Here is an 18,088-nt window from a genome sequence, read left to right as displayed (position 1 = left end):
TAATTTTGGTTGAACCAAGAACAAAGGCCGTCTGAATGTTTCAGACGGCCTTATATATTTCATCTCTTTGATATGTCTTCTCTTATTGGTTTTATCAAATATAAAAAAGCGTACCTTATTAGGTACGCTTTTTTCAATCCGACTCAAAATTAGAATTTTGCACCGGACTCATTTGCCATAAAGTCTACAGCCGCTTTAACCTCATCGTCACTCAAGCTGCTGTTGCCGCCTTTGGCAGGCATTGAATTAAAACCTTCAAGCGCGTGTTTGTGCAAAGTATCTTTACCTTGCTTAATTCGAGGAGCCCAGTCATCTTTTTTACCGACAACAGGTGCGCCCGGAATCATACCGCCATGACATGTTTTACAGTTGGCTTCAAAAACAGCTTTGCCATCTACCTTAACCGGAGCCGCTTCTGCTTTTTCAGCAGGCTTGGCTTCAGCAGCCGGAGCAGCTTTAGCATCTGAAGCAGCTTTATCGGCAACAGGAGCCGAAGCGGCTGCCGGAGCAGAAGCATCGGCAGGTTGAGCTACCGGAGCAGGCTCGGCTTTTTTAGCAGGAGCTTTTTTACCGTCTTTGTTGGACAAACCCCAAACATAAGCGGTCATGATGTGCAGCTTGTCTTTGTCGAGGAAGTGACCCCAAGCAGGCATTTGGCTGCTGCGGCCGTTGGTAATGGTTTCGGTAATCGCTTTTTGAGTACCGCCCCACAACCATACATCGTCAGTCAGGTTCGGGCCGAGGCCTTGGATACCTTGACCTTTGTCGCCGTGACAAGTGAAACAGTTGGCAGGTGGGCCGCTAAACAGGACTTTACCGCGTTCTGCACGTTCTTCGTCATATTGGCCTTTAGGTTTAGAAAGAGACATAACATACTGTGTTACGTTTTTCACGCCTTCTTCACCCAAAGCAGGACCCCATGCCGGCATAGAGGCAGTACGGCCTTTTTCAATGGTTTCCTGAATTTTTTCAGGTTCACCGCCCCACAACCAATCGTCGTCGGTCAAATTCGGGAAGCCTTTGGAGCCTTTGGCATCTGAGCCGTGACATTGGATACAGTAGGTATTGAAAAGGTTTTGTGCAATAGCACGGGCTTCAGGGTCTTTAGCCACTTTCTCAATCGGCATATTGGAAAATTTAGCATACACTTTACCGTATTGCTGATTGGCTTTGGCAACTTCTTCTTCATATTGACCATGGCTGCTCCAGCCCCACAGGCCTTTGTAATCGCCGATACCTGGATACATAATCAGGTAGCCGACGCCAAACAGCCATGTGCAGACATAAAGCCAAAACCACCAACGTGGCAGAGGGTTGTTGTACTCCGAAATGCCATCCCACTCATGACCTGTGGTTTTTACTTCTTCGCCTTTTTTAGGGCGTTTCACAACGTTTTGCGAAAGCAGAAGCCAAGCCAGGCCGATGAAGCTGAGCACGACGATAACGGCAATATATATACTCCAGAAACTACTGGTAAATTGGGATGTTGTGTTCATTATTTTGCTCCGTGATCACGGACTGACTGAGCTTGATCGTCCTTTTCAGACGGCCTTTGTTCGTCATTATCGAAAATACTGCTGGCAGCATCGTCATAGTTTTTCTTATTGCGTCTATTGAACACAATATAGAGAACTAAAATAAAGCTGATAAATACCCAAACAGTAAAGAGCGAGCGAGCCCAGTTAGCGTCCATGATGTTACCTTACGTTTTTCAATGCCAAGCCCAAGCCTTGCAGATAGGCGATAACAGCGTCCAGCTCTGATTTGTTAGCCAGCATTTCAGGTGCTTTGGCAATTTCTTCATCGCTGTAAGGTGTACCCACTTTACGCAGGGCTTTCATATGCGCCACAGTTGCCTCGGCATCGACTTTATTGCGTGCGAGCCATGGGAATGCAGGCATATTGGACTCCGGCACAACGTCGCGCGGGTTCAGCAGGTGGATGCGGTGCCATTCATCGGAATAACGGCCGCCAACACGAGCCAAATCCGGACCGGTACGTTTAGAACCCCATTGGAATGGATGGTCATAAACAGACTCACCGGCAACAGAGTAATGACCGTAACGTTCAGTTTCTGCACGGAATGGACGAATCATTTGAGAGTGGCAGTTGTAGCAGCCTTCGCGCACATAAATATCGCGACCGGCCACTTGCAGGGCGTTATATGGTTTCACGCCGGGTGCAGGTTCGGTAACTGCCTTGGTGAAGAACAGCGGAACAGCCTCAATCAGAAGGCCGACGCTGACTACAAGCAGGGTGAATACAATCAGTACACCGACTTTTTCTTCAGCTAATTGTTGTAATTTCATTTTGGTAGCCTATCTTTCTTGTCATTAGTGGTGTTGAGTTTGAGAAACCGCAGGAATCTCAGCATCAACTGCTTTACCACTGATAGCAGTACGGTAAACGTTATATGCCATGATGCACATACCGCTCAGGTACAGAAGACCGCCGGTGAAACGAATCATGTAGTAAGGCATGGTACGTTTTACGGATTCAACGAAGGAATAAGTCAGCGTGCCGTCGTCATTCAAAGAACCCCACATCAGACCTTGCATTACGCCGGCAATCCACATTGCAGCGATATACAGAACCACGCCGATGGTCGCGATCCAGAAATGCGCCTCAACCAATTTGGTGCTGTACATTTCATTTTTACCGAACAAGCGGGGAATCATATAGTAAACGGAACCGATGGTTACAAAGCCAACCCAGCCCAATGCGCCGGCGTGAACGTGTGCAACAGTCCAGTCGGTGTAGTGGCTCAGAGCGTTAACGGTTTTGATAGACATCATCGGGCCTTCGAAGGTAGACATACCGTAGAAAGACAGAGAAACGATCAAGAATTTCAAAATCGGGTCGGTACGCAGTTTGTCCCATGCGCCGGACAGAGTCATGATACCGTTGATCATACCGCCCCAAGAAGGTGCAAACAGGATCAAAGACAATACCATACCCAAAGATTGAGTCCAGTCAGGCAATGCAGTGTAGTGCAAGTGGTGAGAACCAGCCCACATATAAGTGAAAATCAAAGCCCAGAAGTGGACAACGGACAAGCGGTAAGAGTAAATCGGACGGCCTGCTTGTTTAGGTACGAAATAGTACATCATACCCAAGAAGCCGGCTGTCAGGAAAAAGCCCACCGCATTGTGGCCGTACCACCATTGAACCATCGCATCAATCGCACCTGCGTAAACCGGATAAGATTTCATCAAACCGGCAGGGATGCTGATATTGTTGACGATGTGCAACAGCGCAACGGCCAAGATAAAGCCGCCGTAGAACCAGTTGGCAACGTAAATATGTTTGATTTTACGTTTAGCAATCGTACCGAAGAATACGATAGCGTAGGCAACCCACACCAGCGTAATCAAAATATCGATAGGCCATTCCAACTCGGCGTATTCTTTACCTTGGGTGTAACCCATAGGCAAGCTGATGGCCGCAGCCACGATAACAGCCTGCCAACCCCAGAAGGTAAATGCAGGCAGCCAACCGCCAAACAGACGGGTATTACATGTACGTTGAACAACGTAGTATGATGTACCGATCAAACCGCAACCGCCGAATGCAAAAATAACCGCATTGGTGTGCAGAGGACGCAGGCGGCCGAAGTGGAACCAAGGTCCGATATTGGATAAATCGAGGGCAGGAGCAAAAAGCTGGGCAGCGACGATAACGCCGACCAACATGCCCACAATACCCCAAACTACAGTCATGATGGCGAACTGGCGCACCACTTTGTAGTTATAAGTTTGTGTGTCCATGGAAGTCTCCATAAATTATGGGTATAAAAAATTTTTATCTCACCTCAACCATTACGTTTATGAAAAGCGCAATACGGCCAAGGCTCAAATTTTTCTAAATTTAACATAGACACCACAACATGCCAAGCAAAATTACATTCCACATTGCATAAAATATTTAGCAAGACATAAATTCATTTCTTTTATAATCAATAAATTATTAAAACATACGCATTAAATCGGACATGGTATTTTTTCAAGCCCCCTTTTTCATACAGTTTTATTGATATAGATTAAGCCTACCCTTTAAACCCCCTTATTCTTAATAAACTTTAGCAAATTAACCAATAGCCATGATTAATTACAAAATTACTCCCAACTTTCTGTCTCATGAATGGCACATCACCTTATCATTCACTCAAACTGATGATTCTGAAACAGAAATCAGCCTACCAAACTGGGTTCCCGGCAGCTACCTCATCCGTGACTTTGCCCGCCACATCACACACATCAACGCGCACTGCAACGGCAAAGCCCAGCCGCTGACACAAACCAGCAAAAACCATTGGCAAACCCCTGCTCTCAGTGGAGCGTGGGAAATTTACTACACTGTTTACGCATTCGACTTATCAGTTCGCGGCTCGTTCCTCAGCACCGAGCGCGGCTTTTTCGACGGCGCGTGTCTATTCTTAAAAGTCCACGGACAAGAATACCGGCCACATCAAATCGAGTTTTCCACCCTGCCGCACACATGGCAGATAGCCACAACCCTGCCCAAAATTTCGGCGACCACTTTTCAGACTGCCTCATATGCCGAGCTTATTGATCACCCTGTTGAAACAGGCATCATCGAATTCCTCGACTTTAAAGCACAAGGCATCCCCCACCGTATTGCATTAAGCGGTATTTACCCTGATTTCGACCGCACCCGCTTCCTCGCCGATATTCAAAAAATCTGCGAAACCGAGTTGACAATGTTCCCCTCCCCTGCCCCGTTTACCGAATACCTTTTCCTACTACATCTGGGCGACAACCTCTACGGCGGACTGGAACACATCAGCAGCACCGCCCTTCTTGCCGACCGCCACAGCCTGCCATCTTACGATATGGGCGAAGCCGACAAAGCCTATACCGAACTGCTTGGCCTCTTCTCCCATGAATACTTCCACGCATGGAACGTTAAATCCATCAAACCGGCCGTCTTCGCACCTTACAATCTTGACCAAGAAAACTACACCGAGCAACTTTGGGCATTTGAAGGCATTACGTCCTACTACGACGACCTCTTTCTAACCCGAAGCAAAACCATCAGCCCCGAAGCCTACCTTACCCTGCTTGCACAAAGCATCACACGCGTCCATCAGACACAAGGCCGTCTGAAACAAACACTTGCCCAATCCAGTTTCAGCGCATGGGACAAGTTCTACAAACAAGACGAAAACAGCCCCAACGCCATCGTCAGCTACTATCAAAAAGGCGCACTGGCTGCACTTTGCCTCGACCTTATCATCCGTGAAAAAAGCCAAGGCAAATACAACCTCGACAGCGTGATGCAGCAACACTATCGCGACTGGTGCAACACCCATCAAGGCATACCCGAAAAACACTGGCAAACCCGTTGCCAAGAAATAACCGGTTTAGATTTAGAAACCTTCTTTCAGACGGCCTTATACAGCACCGAAGACCTTCCACTCGCAGAATGCCTGCAAAGCGTAGGTGTCAAACTCGACTTTATTCCCCTACCACGCCAGCACGGCGGAGCATTTGCCAGCGAACCCCAATCGGTTGTCCCCGCCAACGATTTGGGCGCACGTTTCAAACAAAGCAGCAACCATGCCGTCCTGACTCATGTATTTAATGGCGGCAGTGCAGAAAATGCCGGACTCTGCCCGCAAGACAAAATCATCGCCCTAGGCGGCTATGCCTGCAACGACCTTGCAGCGCAATGGAGCAAACTGCCTATCGGCACGCGCACCACCATCCATTTCTTCCGCCAAGGCCTGTTGCGCGAAACCAGCATCACAGTTCAAGCGGCAGAAGCCAATACCGCCCTGCTGCACATTACCGATCGCCAAAAACTCGAAAACTGGTTGTACAATCATTAAATAAAACTTCAGACGGCCTGGCACTTCCTAGGCCGTCTGAAATCAACATATCCATTTAATATAAAGAAAGGAAAAACTATGCCCATCCATAAACTGACCGACACCCTCTATATCGCCCCCCAACTGACCGAAGCAGATGTCCAAGAAGCCGTACGTCTCGGCATCAAAACCATCATCTGCAACCGCCCGGACGGCGAAGAAGAAAACCAACCGGCTTTTGCCGAAGTGCAAAACTGGTTTAAAGAGGACGGCATCAACCAATTTTCCCACCAGCCCGTCGTTGCGCCTCAAATCAATGCAGCCGATGTCACAGCCTTCCAAAATCTGTTGCAACAATCTCCGGCTCCCATTCTTGCCTTCTGCCGCACCGGCACTCGTTGCTCCCTGCTTTGGGGTTATCATCAAGTGCAACACGGCGCATCCGTAGCCGAAGTAGTTGCCGCAGCCGAACAGGCAGGTGTCAACCTCAGCAACTTTGAAGCCCGCCTGCAAGAAGCCAAAGATAAAGGTCTGGCTTAATAATTAATTTATATAAGTAGCAGCCTTTAAACCGATCAGGCCGTCTGAAACCAATTCTTTCAGACGGCCTAATGACTTTTATTCACAATCAAACCTTATTTTTAATTTATTTCCACTATCCTAAAAATATATTTTCTAAATTAAGCCCGAATTGACCTGTATCAATACCCCAACCCTATTTTCATTTATAATGCTTTTCAATGCTTCAGGGCCAAGCCCGAATCATCCAGTTTTCCTCTATAAGAGCCAGCTCTCTTATTAAATGATTTTTCTTTCCTCTTGATGTGTGTGTGTTTGGGTGTGGCCGAAAGCCACCCCCTTTTTTTATACCTACCCCCTTTAAAGCCGTCTGAAAACTTTCAGACGGCCTTTCCTTTCCCCTCACAAAAATAGTATAAAATCCCCTTATCGTTCAAACCACAAACTCAAAACGCCATGGTCAACAAACTCACTCCCCCTCCCAGCCTGCCCGATCCGCAAGACCTCCGCGCCGTTATCGCCTACAACATGCGCCTCTACCGCGTCAACCACGGCTGGTCGCAAGAAGAACTCGCACGCCAATGCGGACTTGACCGTACCTACGTCTCCGCCGTCGAGCGCAAACGCTGGAACATCGCCCTTTCCAACATCGAAAAAATCGCATCCGCACTCAAAATCGCCCCTTACAAACTTCTCCTTCCGCCACAAGAAATGCTCCGCCAAATGACCGAGCCTGCCGATACCCAAGCCTAATTCACAGCCAGACACCATCATGACCGCCGCCCAACAAGCCATCCAAACCTACCAGCAGCAAAAAGCCGCAGCAGAAACCACCTACCGCAAAAACAACCGCCCTACTGTTTACTTCCGCGACCATATCGCCGCTGCCGAAACCCTGTTGCAAACCCTCTGGCAAATCCATTTCCCCGACAGCAACGACATCAGTCTCATTGCCATCGGCGGCTTCGGGCGTTGCGAACTCTATCCCCATTCTGACTGGGACTTAGCGATTATTTCCTCGGCCCCATTTTCAGACGGCCTGCAACAACAAACCGCCCAATTTATCCAAACCCTTTGGGACGCACGCCTCAATCCGGCCATCAAAAGCGGTAGCATAGAAGAAATCCTCCAAAGCACCCAAAACGACATTACCGGCGAAACCGCCTTTCTTGAAGCACGCCACCTACAAGGCAATGCTAACCTTACCGCCCAACTTCTAAACAAACTCAACACACGCCGCGACACAGCCGCCTTTATCGAAGCCAAACTCCTCGAAATGGAGCAACGCCATACCAAATCCCAAGGCACAGGCGCACAACTCGAACCCAACATCAAAACCTGCCCCGGCGGCCTACGCGACATCCACACCCTGATTTGGACAGCCAAAGCACAAGGCATAGACAGCAATCCCACCGCCCTCGTTACCGCCGGCGTCCTCACACGCACCGAAGCCGGCATGCTGGCTCATGGCTACCGCCGCCTCGCCAACATCCGCATCCACCTCCACCTTACCGCCGACCGCCCCGAAGACAGGCTGCTTTTCGACTACCAGTCCCAAGTTGCCGAAAGCTTAGGCTATACCCAACCCGACATCCGCGGCAGAAGCGAAGCCCTGATGCACACATTCTACCGCGCCACCAAAGCCATTAAACAACTCAACGGCATCCTCATACCGGTTCTCAAAAACCATCAAACCTCCAGCCGTCCCCAACATATCCACCCCATCGACAGCCACTACAAACGCATCGGCCACCAAATCGCCGCCAACGACCTTGCCCTGTTCGAGCGAAATCCCGAACACATCTTCACCATCATCCAAACCATGCAGGAGCAAAACATCACCACCATCGAGCCGCAAACCCTGCGCGCATGGTGGGCGGCCACACGAAAAATCAACACCCGTTTCACCCAAAACCCAGAAAACCGCCGCCGCTTTATCCAATTCTTCAAACACGGCACCGGCCTTACCCAAACCCTCCGTTTTCTCAACCTCTACGGCGTACTTGGCCGCTATCTCCCCGCATGGGAAAAAATCACCGGCCTGCTCCAACACGACCTCTTCCATATTTACCCCGTAGACGACCACATCCTGACCGTCGTCCGCAATATGCGCCGTCTCGCCATTGAAACCCACAGCCACGAAATGCCCGAAGCCAGCGCCATCATGCAGGCCTACCCTCGACCACATGTCCTCTACACCGCCGCCCTGCTGCACGACATCGCCAAAGGCCGTGGCGGCGATCACGCCAAAGAAGGCATCAAAGACGCACAACAATTCGCCGCCAACCACTACTACACCGAAGAAGAAAGCCACCTCCTCGCATGGCTGGTTGAAAACCACCTGCTCATGTCCACCGTTGCCCAAAAAGAAGACATCCAAAATCCCCATGTCCTCCAAGCCTTCTGCCACCGTATTCCCACACGCGAATACCTCGACGCACTCTATCTGCTTACCATTGCCGACATCCGCGGCACCAACCCAAAACTTTGGAACACATGGCGCGCCAGTCTGCTCCAAACCCTCTACCACAGCACCGCCGCCGTTTTAAACAGCAAACACCACGATCCCGAACGCCTCCCCAACCGACGCGAACAAGCCTCGACCGATCAGCTCACGCGCGCGGCCGTTCCCCTCAAAAACCAACAAAAACTCCGCCGCATACTCGGCAGTGCATACTACGTCCGCCATCAGGCGCGGGAAATCCTCTGGCACACCGCAAACCTCGCCTACGACACCCAAAGTCCGGCCGTCCGCAGCCGTATCCTTCCCCAAAGCAACAGCCTTCAAGTCATGGTCTTCATGCCCAATGGCGACCGCCTCTTCGCACGCCTCTGCCGCATCTTCAGCAGCCACCGCTTCGATATCCAAGCCGCCCGTGCCTTCATTACCGAGCACGACTACATCCTCGACACCTTTATCCTCCAACTTCCCGACAATCTCCCGCCCGAAGAATATCCCGACCGCCAAAGCGCACTTGAAGCCGAACTCAACAGCTTCATCCACGGCAACACCACCATCCAAAAACAAAGCGGTCGCCCGCACATCAGCCGCCGCATCCGCCACATCCCCATTCCGCCTACCGTAATCATCACCCCCGAAGAAGATTATCCCGGCTGGCACACCATAGACATCACCGCCGTCAACCGCCCCCATCTCCTCGCTGACATCGCCGAGACCTTCTTCGCACACAACATCAGTCTGCGCTACGCCAAAATCACCACCTTGGATCAGCGCATTGAGGACAGCTTCATCACCTACAGCCCATCCCTGCAAGACCCGCAAACCCAAAACACCCTAAAACAGGCATTGATCGAAGTCTTAACCCCATAAAGGCCGTCTGAATATCTTAAAAACATAGGGTGAGCATTTTTTGCTCACCCTAATCACATCCAAATATATAAACATCCTGAATATATCCTTCTCAAACACTCAAGAAATCCAAAGCCTTAAAATTCTAAACCAGAACTTCCTCCTGACACAAAACTACATTCTAAAATCATAAACCAAATGAATATAATTCCAATGACAAAATTTCATTCACCTATTACACCAAACCCTCTTTAAAAATCCTTCCTTCCAAATTTTCTCCTTATCCGTATTCAAACAAAATACGCATACAAAATAAAACCTATAAAAAACAAGAAAATAAAATTACAGAATATTAAACTCACCGATTAATCCAAAAAAACACCGCCCATCCAAATCAATTAACATATTATTGAACAGGCTTAATTTCTGACAAAAAACGTCACACAACCAAACTTATCTCCCTTCCCTGTCACAAAAAACACAAAACTGACAAAAAACGTCAACCGTCCTATTTCCCTAAAATCCTGAAACTTTCAAACAAAACCTCACAAAACTTTAAAATTAAAAAATAAACCCAATAAAAACAACAAATAAAAAATAAAAAATAAAATTTCTAATCAGTTTTGCGCACTTGGCACGCCGACTGCTTGAAACAACACGTCCGATAAGGCCCAAGCCTCAAAGCAGCAAGCCCGACGGAAGCTGTATATTCCTTCTTACTTTATGGTTTACTCATAATACAAAGTGCCAAGCACATTACGGACTTTTTACTTAAACATAATTATTCACACTTTCAAACTGGAGTTTTAATCAATGAAAGCAATCCAAAAAGGTTTCACCCTGATCGAATTGATGATCGTCATCGCCATCTTGGGCATTCTGGCCGTAATCGCTCTGCCTGCGTACCAAGACTACACTATCCGCGCCAAAGTATCTGAAGGCCTGAGCTTGGCTGAACCAGCAAAACTGGCTGTAGCAGAAACTGCTTCTGCTTTGGGTAGCCTGAAAGCAATTACTGCCACCAATACTGGTTACACTTTCCCTGCAAAAGGTACTAACTATGTTAAGAGCATTGCTATCACACCAGGCTCTGGTGTAATCACAGTGACTACTCAAAATACAGGTGCAACTAAACAGCCTGTACTGACTCTGACTCCTGCTCAAGCAAACTCTGAGTCTCCAATTACTTGGACATGTAAATATAAAGACAGCGAACCTAAACACGTTCCTGCTAACTGCCGCTAATATTGGTATTGCAGTCTAAATAAAAGCAAATCCCATAACGCGGTTATGGGATTTGTTTATAAAAATAAGAAAACGATACACTCAAATGAATACCCCATTTCAAGCCCAAAAAGGTTTTACCCTGATTGAGCTGATGATAGTTATCGCCATCCTCTGTATTCTGGTTGTTATCGCCATACCCACTTACCAAAACTATACCGGTAGGGCGCAAGCCTCCGAAGCGCTATACCTTGCCGATGACCTGAAAACCGAAATCAGCATCGCTTCAGCGGTAAATAACCGCCTGCCCAATGCAGAGGATGTCAGCAAACAAGGCGCAATCGGCGTTACTGCTAAACGCATCGGCGGTACATACATCCAAAACGGTGGCGTAACTGTAGAAGCAGATACAGGCAAAATCAGTATTCCTTTCGATAAAGGGCAAAACAAAGGCAAAGTCCTGACCCTGACCCCTTATCGAAATAATAACGATTCGACTTGGTTACTCAACTGGCAATGCGGCGGAACACTGGATCCGATGATGGTGCCCGCCATGTGCCGCGATAACTCACACGGATAAAAACCAAGCATATACCTTAAGAAAAACACAAAAATACATTGCAAAGAAAACACCCAAAACAAAGCCAAATACAAACGCGGAAAACGAATCAAAGCAAAAGAACAAAACTCTCCAAAACAAGGTCATTAAGAGCCTGAATGATCACATTACGAAAATAAATGCCGTCTGAAATTCATTTTCAGACGGCCTCTTTATATCTAACAGTCACTAAAGATAAGAGTATGTAATCTTATAAAAATGTATCAAACAAGTCATTGCCTTAAATGCTACCCCTCCTCTTCCCTCTAAAATTCTCAAGACTCCAATTATTGATAGTCTAGGTCTCATAAATGGCTTATTTTAAAGATAAGTCCAAGGCAATCATGACTAGATACACTCTTACTCTTTCCCCGTTAGCAACCTGCTTTACCTCTAACTCAGTCAACACAATTTTTATCTAATGCCCTCCCCCGCTGGAACCGTTAAATGGCGGCTTTGCCAGCCAAATAATGGGAATCATGCTGATAAATATGATGCTGCCTGCCAAAAAGATTTCATTTGAACCAATAATAAAGCCTTGTTGGGAAATGGTACTATTTATCGCAGCTAGGGCTTGCTCTTTGCTCAGGCCATTGGCCATCATGCCTTGAATAGATTGGTTGCTGATTGAGGACAATGAATTAATATGTTCGGTCAGTTGAGTATGGTGCAGAGCTTCGCGTCGTTCCCACATGGTGCTGACAACAGATACTCCGACACCGCCCATAAAGACACGCAAGAAGTTAGACAGACTACTGGCCGAAGCAATTTGATTACCTTTCATATGCGACAAGGTAATACTGGTCAAAGGCAGGAAGAACATGGCTACGCCTAAACCCTGCCAAAACTGCGGCCAAACGACGTTGCTCATATCCATACCGGCATAGAAATCGGTGCGCCAATGGAATGTATAGGCAAATACCAAGAAGCTGGCGCTGACAAACAAGCGCATATCGACGCGATTCCCGAACTTACCGATAATCGGCGACAGAATAATCGGTAAAAAACCCACAGGTGCAGCAGCCAAACCGGCCCAAGTAGCGGTATAGCCGAGATTTGATTGCAACACTAAAGGCAACAGGGTCAATGTGCCCATATAGACCATAAAGCCCAACGATGTGGCAACAACGCCTATCGTGAAGTTTCTATTTTTAAACAATGACAAATCGACAATTGGGTATTTCTCGCCCAGCTCCCAAACAATAAAATAGGTCAGGAACACCAAAGCGGTAACGCCCAAAACGATAATCTCTCCCGAGGCAAACCAGTCCAATTCCTTGCCCCTATCAAGCATCATTTGCAATGCACCAACACCGACAATCATCAACACCAGCCCGACATAATCGATTGGCGCCCTGACGATTTCAGTTTCCCTGTGTCTAAGCTGCTTCCAAGCAATAGTTGCAGACAAAATCCCGATCGGGATATTGATAAAGAAAATCCATCCCCAATGCCAGTTGTCCGAAATCCAACCGCCCAAAATCGGCCCCAATACAGGGGCAACAACGACGGTCATTGCCCATAATGCCAGTGCCAATGTTCGTTTTTCAGGCGGATAGGAAGCCATCAACAGGCTTTGTGACAAGGGAATCAATGGCCCGGCGATGAAGCCTTGCAATACACGGAAAAAAACCAGAGCTTGAAGATTATGTGCCATACCGCACAGCCATGATGTTACGACAAACCCGATCACGGCGGCGATAAAGATTTTGACCTCGCCAAACCGCTTGGCCAAAAAACCTGTCAGAGGGACGGAGATGGCATTGGCTACGGCAAATGAGGTAATCACCCAAGTTCCCTGCGTGGTCGCAGCACCCAAATCCCCTGCGATAACAGGCACGGCGACGTTGGCGATGGTGCTGTCCAAGACTTCCATAAATACGGCCAAGCTGAGCGCCAAAGTTGCCAACACCAGCTTAAACCCTTGTAACGGCGGATAATTCATATTTTTAAACTATAAGACAACCGCCAAAGCGGTCGATTGAAGAGAATCAATATTTCAGACGGCCTGAGCCTTCAATAAAAGACTCAGGCCGTCTGAAAAGATTATTTTGCGTATTGCTCGAAGATTTTATCGACTAAAGCATCGGCGGCTTTCCAATCCACACTTTCCGTTTCCGGCAAGGCAGTATTTTGTTCCGCTTCGGCAGTCATGGCTTTACCGCTGCCCTTCTCGGCAATATCGACTTTAACAGTCATCGACAAACCAACACGGAGCGGATTTTGTTGCAATTCTTTGGCATCCAAACTGATACGCACCGGCACACGTTGCACAACTTTAATCCAGTTGCCCGTTGCGTTTTGTGCCGGCAGTAATGAGAACGCGCTGCCCGTACCGGCTGACAAGCCCATTACCTTGCCATGGTAAACCACTTTGCTGCCGTACAAATCGGCTGTCATTTCAACAGGCTGGCCGATTTTCATTTTGCGCAGTTGCGATTCTTTAAAGTTGGCATCCACCCACAATTCAGACAGAGGCACAACAGCCATCATCGGCGTACCTTGTACGATACGTTGGCCGACTTGGACATTACGTTTGGCAATTTGGCCGCTAATCGGCGAACGGATTTGCGTACGTTGCAAATTCAGCCAAGCGTCTTTGATGTGGCTGATGGCCGTCTGAACTGCCGGTTGTTGGCGCAGAGGAATATTGCTGCCCAACGCTGCCTGAGCGGAAACTTCTTCCGCCTCAACCGCTTTCAATGCAGCCTGAGCCTGAACCACAGCGGCACGGGCATGGCTGAGTTCTTCTCCGGAAACCGCTTCCGTACCCGCCAAAGATTCGCGGCGGCGCAAATCGGCTTGCGCACGGGCCAAATCGGCTTTGCGCAACAACACTTGCGCTTTGGCTTTTGAATTGACCGCAGTTTGCTGTTTGTTTTGACGGATGGCCTGAATCAATTCATTTTGTGCGCGATCGTATGCCAGCTGAAAATCGCTATCGTCCAAAGCCACCAACACATCGCCTTTTTTCACGACATCCGTATCGTCATACATGACTTTGCGCACCGTGCCGTTCACCTGCGGCGTAATCATCACCAAATGACCGGCCACATAAGCATCTTCCGTTTCTTCTTCATGCTGCCAAAACAGGAAATACGCCAAAGCGACTCCTGCTGCCGCAATAAGGAATAGGAGTGTAACGATAACCAAATTGCGTTTGCGATGCGTTTTAGCGCCGGAAGCGACTACTTCCGGTTCTTTTTGGACATTATTTTTTTCCGATTGAGTATCCATAAGTCCTAACTTTAATTCTGCACATGTGATAACGATATTATTGTCTTGCTGGGTAGCTGACTTATACCATCAGCCCCAATACGAGCGTTTAACGCGCTAAAGGGTCATATTTTATAGTTACACTCTATTCATTACAATAATTTCTTCCGGTAGCAAATGTAAATAAGGTAAGCAAAAGGCCGTCTGAAATCACTTTCAGACGGCCTACGTTTTAATAAAACGTTTATTTCTTATTTAATTTAAAGCCTCCACCCAACTGGGCATTGAGGTTACTCCAAGCTGTCAGATATTCTGCATGGTATTGAACCGCCGACATTTTTGTACGCGCAGCTTCGTCTTGTTTTTGCAAAGCGGTCAAGCCGTTATCCAAACCTGCACGAACACGTCCTTTCGCATTTTGCACAGATTTATCGGCAATATTGACCATCTTATTCCAAGTATCTTGTCGGCTTTTCAGGCTTTGATAGTCGACTACAGCATCTGCCGCCGAACGCATGGCGTTCAAAACGGTTTGGTCATACACGGCAACCTGCTCGTTATATTGGGCGCGTTTGCCCGCCAATTTGGACTGCAGCGCGCCGGAAGTAAACAATGGCAGATTCAAAGCCGGAACAATGCCCAACATACCGGATGTCCGTCCGCGAATCAGATTGAACGCATCAATGTGCGTCATCCCTGCCAAAACTTTTAATTCGATATTCGGGTAAAACTCTGCTTCGGTCGATTTGACGATATGCCATTTCTCCTCAAGCAAGGCTTTTTGCGCCGCGATATCGGGGCGGGCCGCCAGCAAATCCGCCTCAATACGGCTAACCGGCGATGACGGCACAGCCGCCATTTTTTCCGGAATCTGTCCATTTAATACACCCGGTACACGGCCGGTCAATACAGCCAGACTGTTGCGGATTTTCTCATTTTTCTGAGTCCATGCCGATTTTTCAAGCTGTAATTGCTGTTGCGCCATTTCCAGAGCGTGCAAGGCATCGGCAGGAGCCAGCTGCGCTTTAACGCGTTGTTGCATCAGTTTCAATGCTTTATCCGCCAGCTCTATACGCGTATCCAACAAAGCCAATTGTTCTGTCGCCATCTGCCACGCAAAATATTGGGCGGCAACGGCGTGAGCCAACTCGGTGCGGATATGATGAGCTTCATACACCGCAGCCCTACTTTTTCCTAAAACAGCTTGAATCTGCTCTCGGTTTTTACCCCAAAAGTCGAAAACCAAACTGCCTTGTAAGGCTGCGTGCGCCAAAACCAATGTATGGTCGGTATCGACCATACCGGCTTGAGGTTTGGGTGAAACATAGGTACCAATACCGGTTACACCCAAGCCGACTTGCGGTTTGTTTGCGGCTCCCACAACGCCCAGCTGCGCCTGAGCCTGTTCAAACCTTGCCTTGACGACACGCAGATTGGTAGACGTCTGAATGGCGGAAGCAATCAAATTGTTTAATTTTTTATCTTTCAGCTTCATCCACCAGCCGTCTTGGGCAGTAGAGGCAGATTGGCCTTGAGGCAGCGGATAGGCTGTTGTCTCATCCAAAGGCGACTGTTTGCCGAACGGCGCACATGCCGCCAACAACGAAACAGCGGCAACGCATACGCTTGATTTGACCAAACCTAATTTCATACAGACTCCGTTTATGTGTGCCTGCCGCAGACCATCAGGCCGTCTGTCGTCAATTGCCCAAACGGTTCAACAGTTTACCCAACAGGTATTGCAGCGTATCATAATCCTCTTTCGTGAAATCTTCCCACGCCTGGCCGCTCTGGCGGGCAATTTGCGGCCATACTTCGTGGATAAAGGTCTCACCCGAAGGGGTCAATTTTAGCACAATCTGACGACGGTCTTTCTGATTGATATAACGCTCTACCCAGCCGCGCTCAACCATGTCATCCGACAGGCGTGTTGCACTGGTGCGCGTCAAGTCCATCAGGTCGCTCAAGCGCGAAGGCAGGATTTCGCTGTTTGGGCTGACGTAAACCGCCATCAGGGAAAACCACAGGTTTTCATTGATGCCGAACGCTTTCAGGTTTTCGTTCAAATGGCTGCTCAAACGTTCGGTTACGATGCGCAACATACGGGATACTTGGTTTTGCTGCTCCGGAAACTGCGGCAGACGGGTAGAAAGCAAACGCATTGCGTTGACTAATTCGGTTTGTGAAAAACTCATAAATTCCTTCTTTCTGAGTGAATTATTTTATTCGATATCAATCAAAATAAAATATGATGTAATAATTTATTTTAAGATACCAATTACTTACTTTAAGACGTTATACTAATTCAGATGATTATTTTAGTGTATGAAAATCTGATAATCGGTTACATGCTCCTACTAAACGGAGTTTTCTATGCCTAAATCATGAAAATTCGATCATAAAAAAGGCCGTCTGAAACCTTGATAACAACTTTCAGACGGTCTCCATAACGGATTAAAATAAGCTTTTCCACTTAAACCGGATTCAAACCATGAACACTTCCGCCTTTTTCCCCCACATTACCCTTATCGGCGTCGGTTTAATCGGCGGTTCGTTCATGCTCGACCTCAAACGTTTGGGGCTGGTGCAAAGCGTTACCGGCATCGACACCAATGCCTACAACCTCAATTACGCACTCGAATGCGGCATCATCGACCATGCATATCCGGATATTTGCGCCGAAAGCATCGGCAATGCCGATTTGGTTTTAATTGCCACGCCTGTCTCCGTCCTGCCTGACGTATGCCGCGACATCAAGCCTTTCTTAAAAGAAACGGCCTGCGTTTCCGATGTCGGCAGCACCAAACAATCGGCACTAAATGCCTTCCGCACCCACTTGTCCGAGCGCCTGCCGCAATGTTTTGCCGCCCACCCGATTGCCGGTTCGGATCAAAGCGGCGCAAAATCCGCGCGTTGCGGTTTGTTTCAAAACAGCCGCCTGATTATTACCTTGCACGGCCACGAGGCTTCAGACGGCCTAAGACGGTTGAAAAGCCTGTGGCAGGCGGTTGGTTCGCAGATTTTCACCATGAGCGCCGAAGAACACGACAATATTTTTGCCGCTGTTTCCCACTTGCCGCACTTGACCGCCTTTGCCTATGTCCACGCTTTGTTCGACCATCCGCACGGCAAAGACTACCTCCCCTATGCCGCCACCGGCTTTCGCGACTTTACCCGCATTGCTTCCAGCCACCCTGCCGTTTGGACAGACATCTGCATGGCCAACCGCCCTGCCCTGCTCAAACTGACCGGCGACTTGAAAGAACAATTATCCAAATTGGAACAACTCCTTTCAGAAGGCAACAAAACCGAGCTTTACCGCTATTTTGAAGAAGCCGCACAAATGCGTAATGACTGGCTGAAAAACCGTTAACCCTGTTTTCAGACGGCC

Annotated in this window: 15 protein-coding genes; 7 read left to right on the top strand and 8 right to left on the bottom strand. The window is 48.3% G+C overall.

Translation table 11 applies throughout. The features are described from left to right. Positions 1-149 precede the first annotated feature (149 nt). The 4 genes from ccoP to ccoN are packed head-to-tail and all read right to left on the bottom strand — an operon-like array spanning position 150 to position 3,767. Positions 150-1,496: a cytochrome-c oxidase, cbb3-type subunit III gene (ccoP, locus tag HMPREF3022_RS03975; protein WP_079454207.1), complete on the bottom strand. Its 1,347-nt coding sequence runs from the start codon at positions 1,494-1,496 to the stop codon at positions 150-152. Then, complete coding sequence (locus tag HMPREF3022_RS03970) at positions 1,496-1,693, bottom strand: cbb3-type cytochrome oxidase subunit 3 (RefSeq protein ID WP_003748776.1); 198 nt, start codon at positions 1,691-1,693, stop codon at positions 1,496-1,498. The genes ccoP and HMPREF3022_RS03970 overlap by 1 nt, the downstream gene beginning before the upstream one ends. Before the next feature lie 4 nt (positions 1,694-1,697). Continuing rightward, entirely contained in the window at positions 1,698-2,309 is a 612-nt protein-coding gene (gene ccoO, locus HMPREF3022_RS03965; RefSeq protein ID WP_003748778.1) for a cytochrome-c oxidase, cbb3-type subunit II, read from the bottom strand. A 24-nt stretch (positions 2,310-2,333) separates the two neighbouring features. Then, a complete protein-coding gene (ccoN, locus tag HMPREF3022_RS03960; RefSeq protein WP_003748780.1) occupies positions 2,334-3,767 on the bottom strand; it encodes a cytochrome-c oxidase, cbb3-type subunit I in 1,434 nt (477 codons plus the stop codon). 332 nt (positions 3,768-4,099) lie between these two features. Between ccoN and HMPREF3022_RS03955 the strand changes: the two genes are divergently transcribed. From HMPREF3022_RS03955 to HMPREF3022_RS03930, 6 genes are all read left to right on the top strand, one after another. Then, positions 4,100-5,851, top strand: coding sequence for a M61 family metallopeptidase (locus tag HMPREF3022_RS03955; protein WP_070765166.1), 1,752 nt, complete (start codon positions 4,100-4,102; stop codon positions 5,849-5,851). A 78-nt stretch (positions 5,852-5,929) separates the two neighbouring features. Continuing rightward, positions 5,930-6,370 (top strand): TIGR01244 family sulfur transferase, encoded by a 441-nt coding sequence (locus tag HMPREF3022_RS03950; protein WP_070765165.1) that lies wholly within the window; start codon positions 5,930-5,932, stop codon positions 6,368-6,370. A gap of 435 nt (positions 6,371-6,805) precedes the next feature. Beyond that, complete coding sequence (locus tag HMPREF3022_RS03945; RefSeq protein WP_003680870.1) at positions 6,806-7,102, top strand: helix-turn-helix domain-containing protein; 297 nt, start codon at positions 6,806-6,808, stop codon at positions 7,100-7,102. A gap of 19 nt (positions 7,103-7,121) precedes the next feature. Next, positions 7,122-9,680 carry a [protein-PII] uridylyltransferase gene (gene glnD / locus HMPREF3022_RS03940; RefSeq protein ID WP_070765164.1) on the top strand — a complete coding sequence of 853 codons (2,559 nt, stop codon included), beginning with the start codon at positions 7,122-7,124 and terminating at the stop codon, positions 9,678-9,680. Between the two features lie 792 nt (positions 9,681-10,472). Next, entirely contained in the window at positions 10,473-10,904 is a 432-nt protein-coding gene (locus tag HMPREF3022_RS03935) for a pilin (RefSeq protein WP_049330730.1), read from the top strand. 85 nt (positions 10,905-10,989) lie between these two features. After that, complete coding sequence (locus tag HMPREF3022_RS03930; RefSeq protein WP_070765163.1) at positions 10,990-11,463, top strand: pilin; 474 nt, start codon at positions 10,990-10,992, stop codon at positions 11,461-11,463. A 436-nt stretch (positions 11,464-11,899) separates the two neighbouring features. Here the strand turns inward: HMPREF3022_RS03930 and HMPREF3022_RS03925 are convergent, their stop codons facing one another. The 4 genes from HMPREF3022_RS03925 to HMPREF3022_RS03910 all read right to left on the bottom strand — a co-directional run bounded on the left by HMPREF3022_RS03925 (position 11,900) and on the right by HMPREF3022_RS03910 (position 16,892). After that, entirely contained in the window at positions 11,900-13,426 is a 1,527-nt protein-coding gene (locus HMPREF3022_RS03925) for a DHA2 family efflux MFS transporter permease subunit (protein WP_049330731.1), read from the bottom strand. Between the two features lie 101 nt (positions 13,427-13,527). After that, a complete protein-coding gene (locus tag HMPREF3022_RS03920) occupies positions 13,528-14,718 on the bottom strand; it encodes an HlyD/EmrA/EmrK family protein (protein ID WP_004521042.1) in 1,191 nt (396 codons plus the stop codon). A gap of 223 nt (positions 14,719-14,941) precedes the next feature. Further along, entirely contained in the window at positions 14,942-16,348 is a 1,407-nt protein-coding gene (locus tag HMPREF3022_RS03915) for an efflux transporter outer membrane subunit (RefSeq protein ID WP_070765162.1), read from the bottom strand. Positions 16,349-16,397: 49 nt separating this feature from the next. After that, the gene (locus HMPREF3022_RS03910) at positions 16,398-16,892 is read right to left on the bottom strand and encodes a MarR family transcriptional regulator (RefSeq protein WP_070765161.1); all 495 of its coding nucleotides are present in this window, start codon (positions 16,890-16,892) and stop codon (positions 16,398-16,400) included. Positions 16,893-17,188: 296 nt separating this feature from the next. On the opposite strand from HMPREF3022_RS03910, the gene HMPREF3022_RS03905 reads away from it, so the two are divergent. Beyond that, entirely contained in the window at positions 17,189-18,070 is an 882-nt protein-coding gene (locus tag HMPREF3022_RS03905; RefSeq protein ID WP_070765160.1) for a prephenate dehydrogenase, read from the top strand. Positions 18,071-18,088: the final 18 nt, after the last annotated feature.

Origin of the sequence: Neisseria sp. HMSC065C04, assembly GCF_001815375.1 — a bacterium.
Classification (GTDB): Bacteria; Pseudomonadota; Gammaproteobacteria; order Burkholderiales; family Neisseriaceae; genus Neisseria; species Neisseria flavescens_D.
The sequence above is the reverse complement of the archived record's forward strand: the minus strand, read 5'-3'. Positions and strand labels throughout refer to the sequence as shown.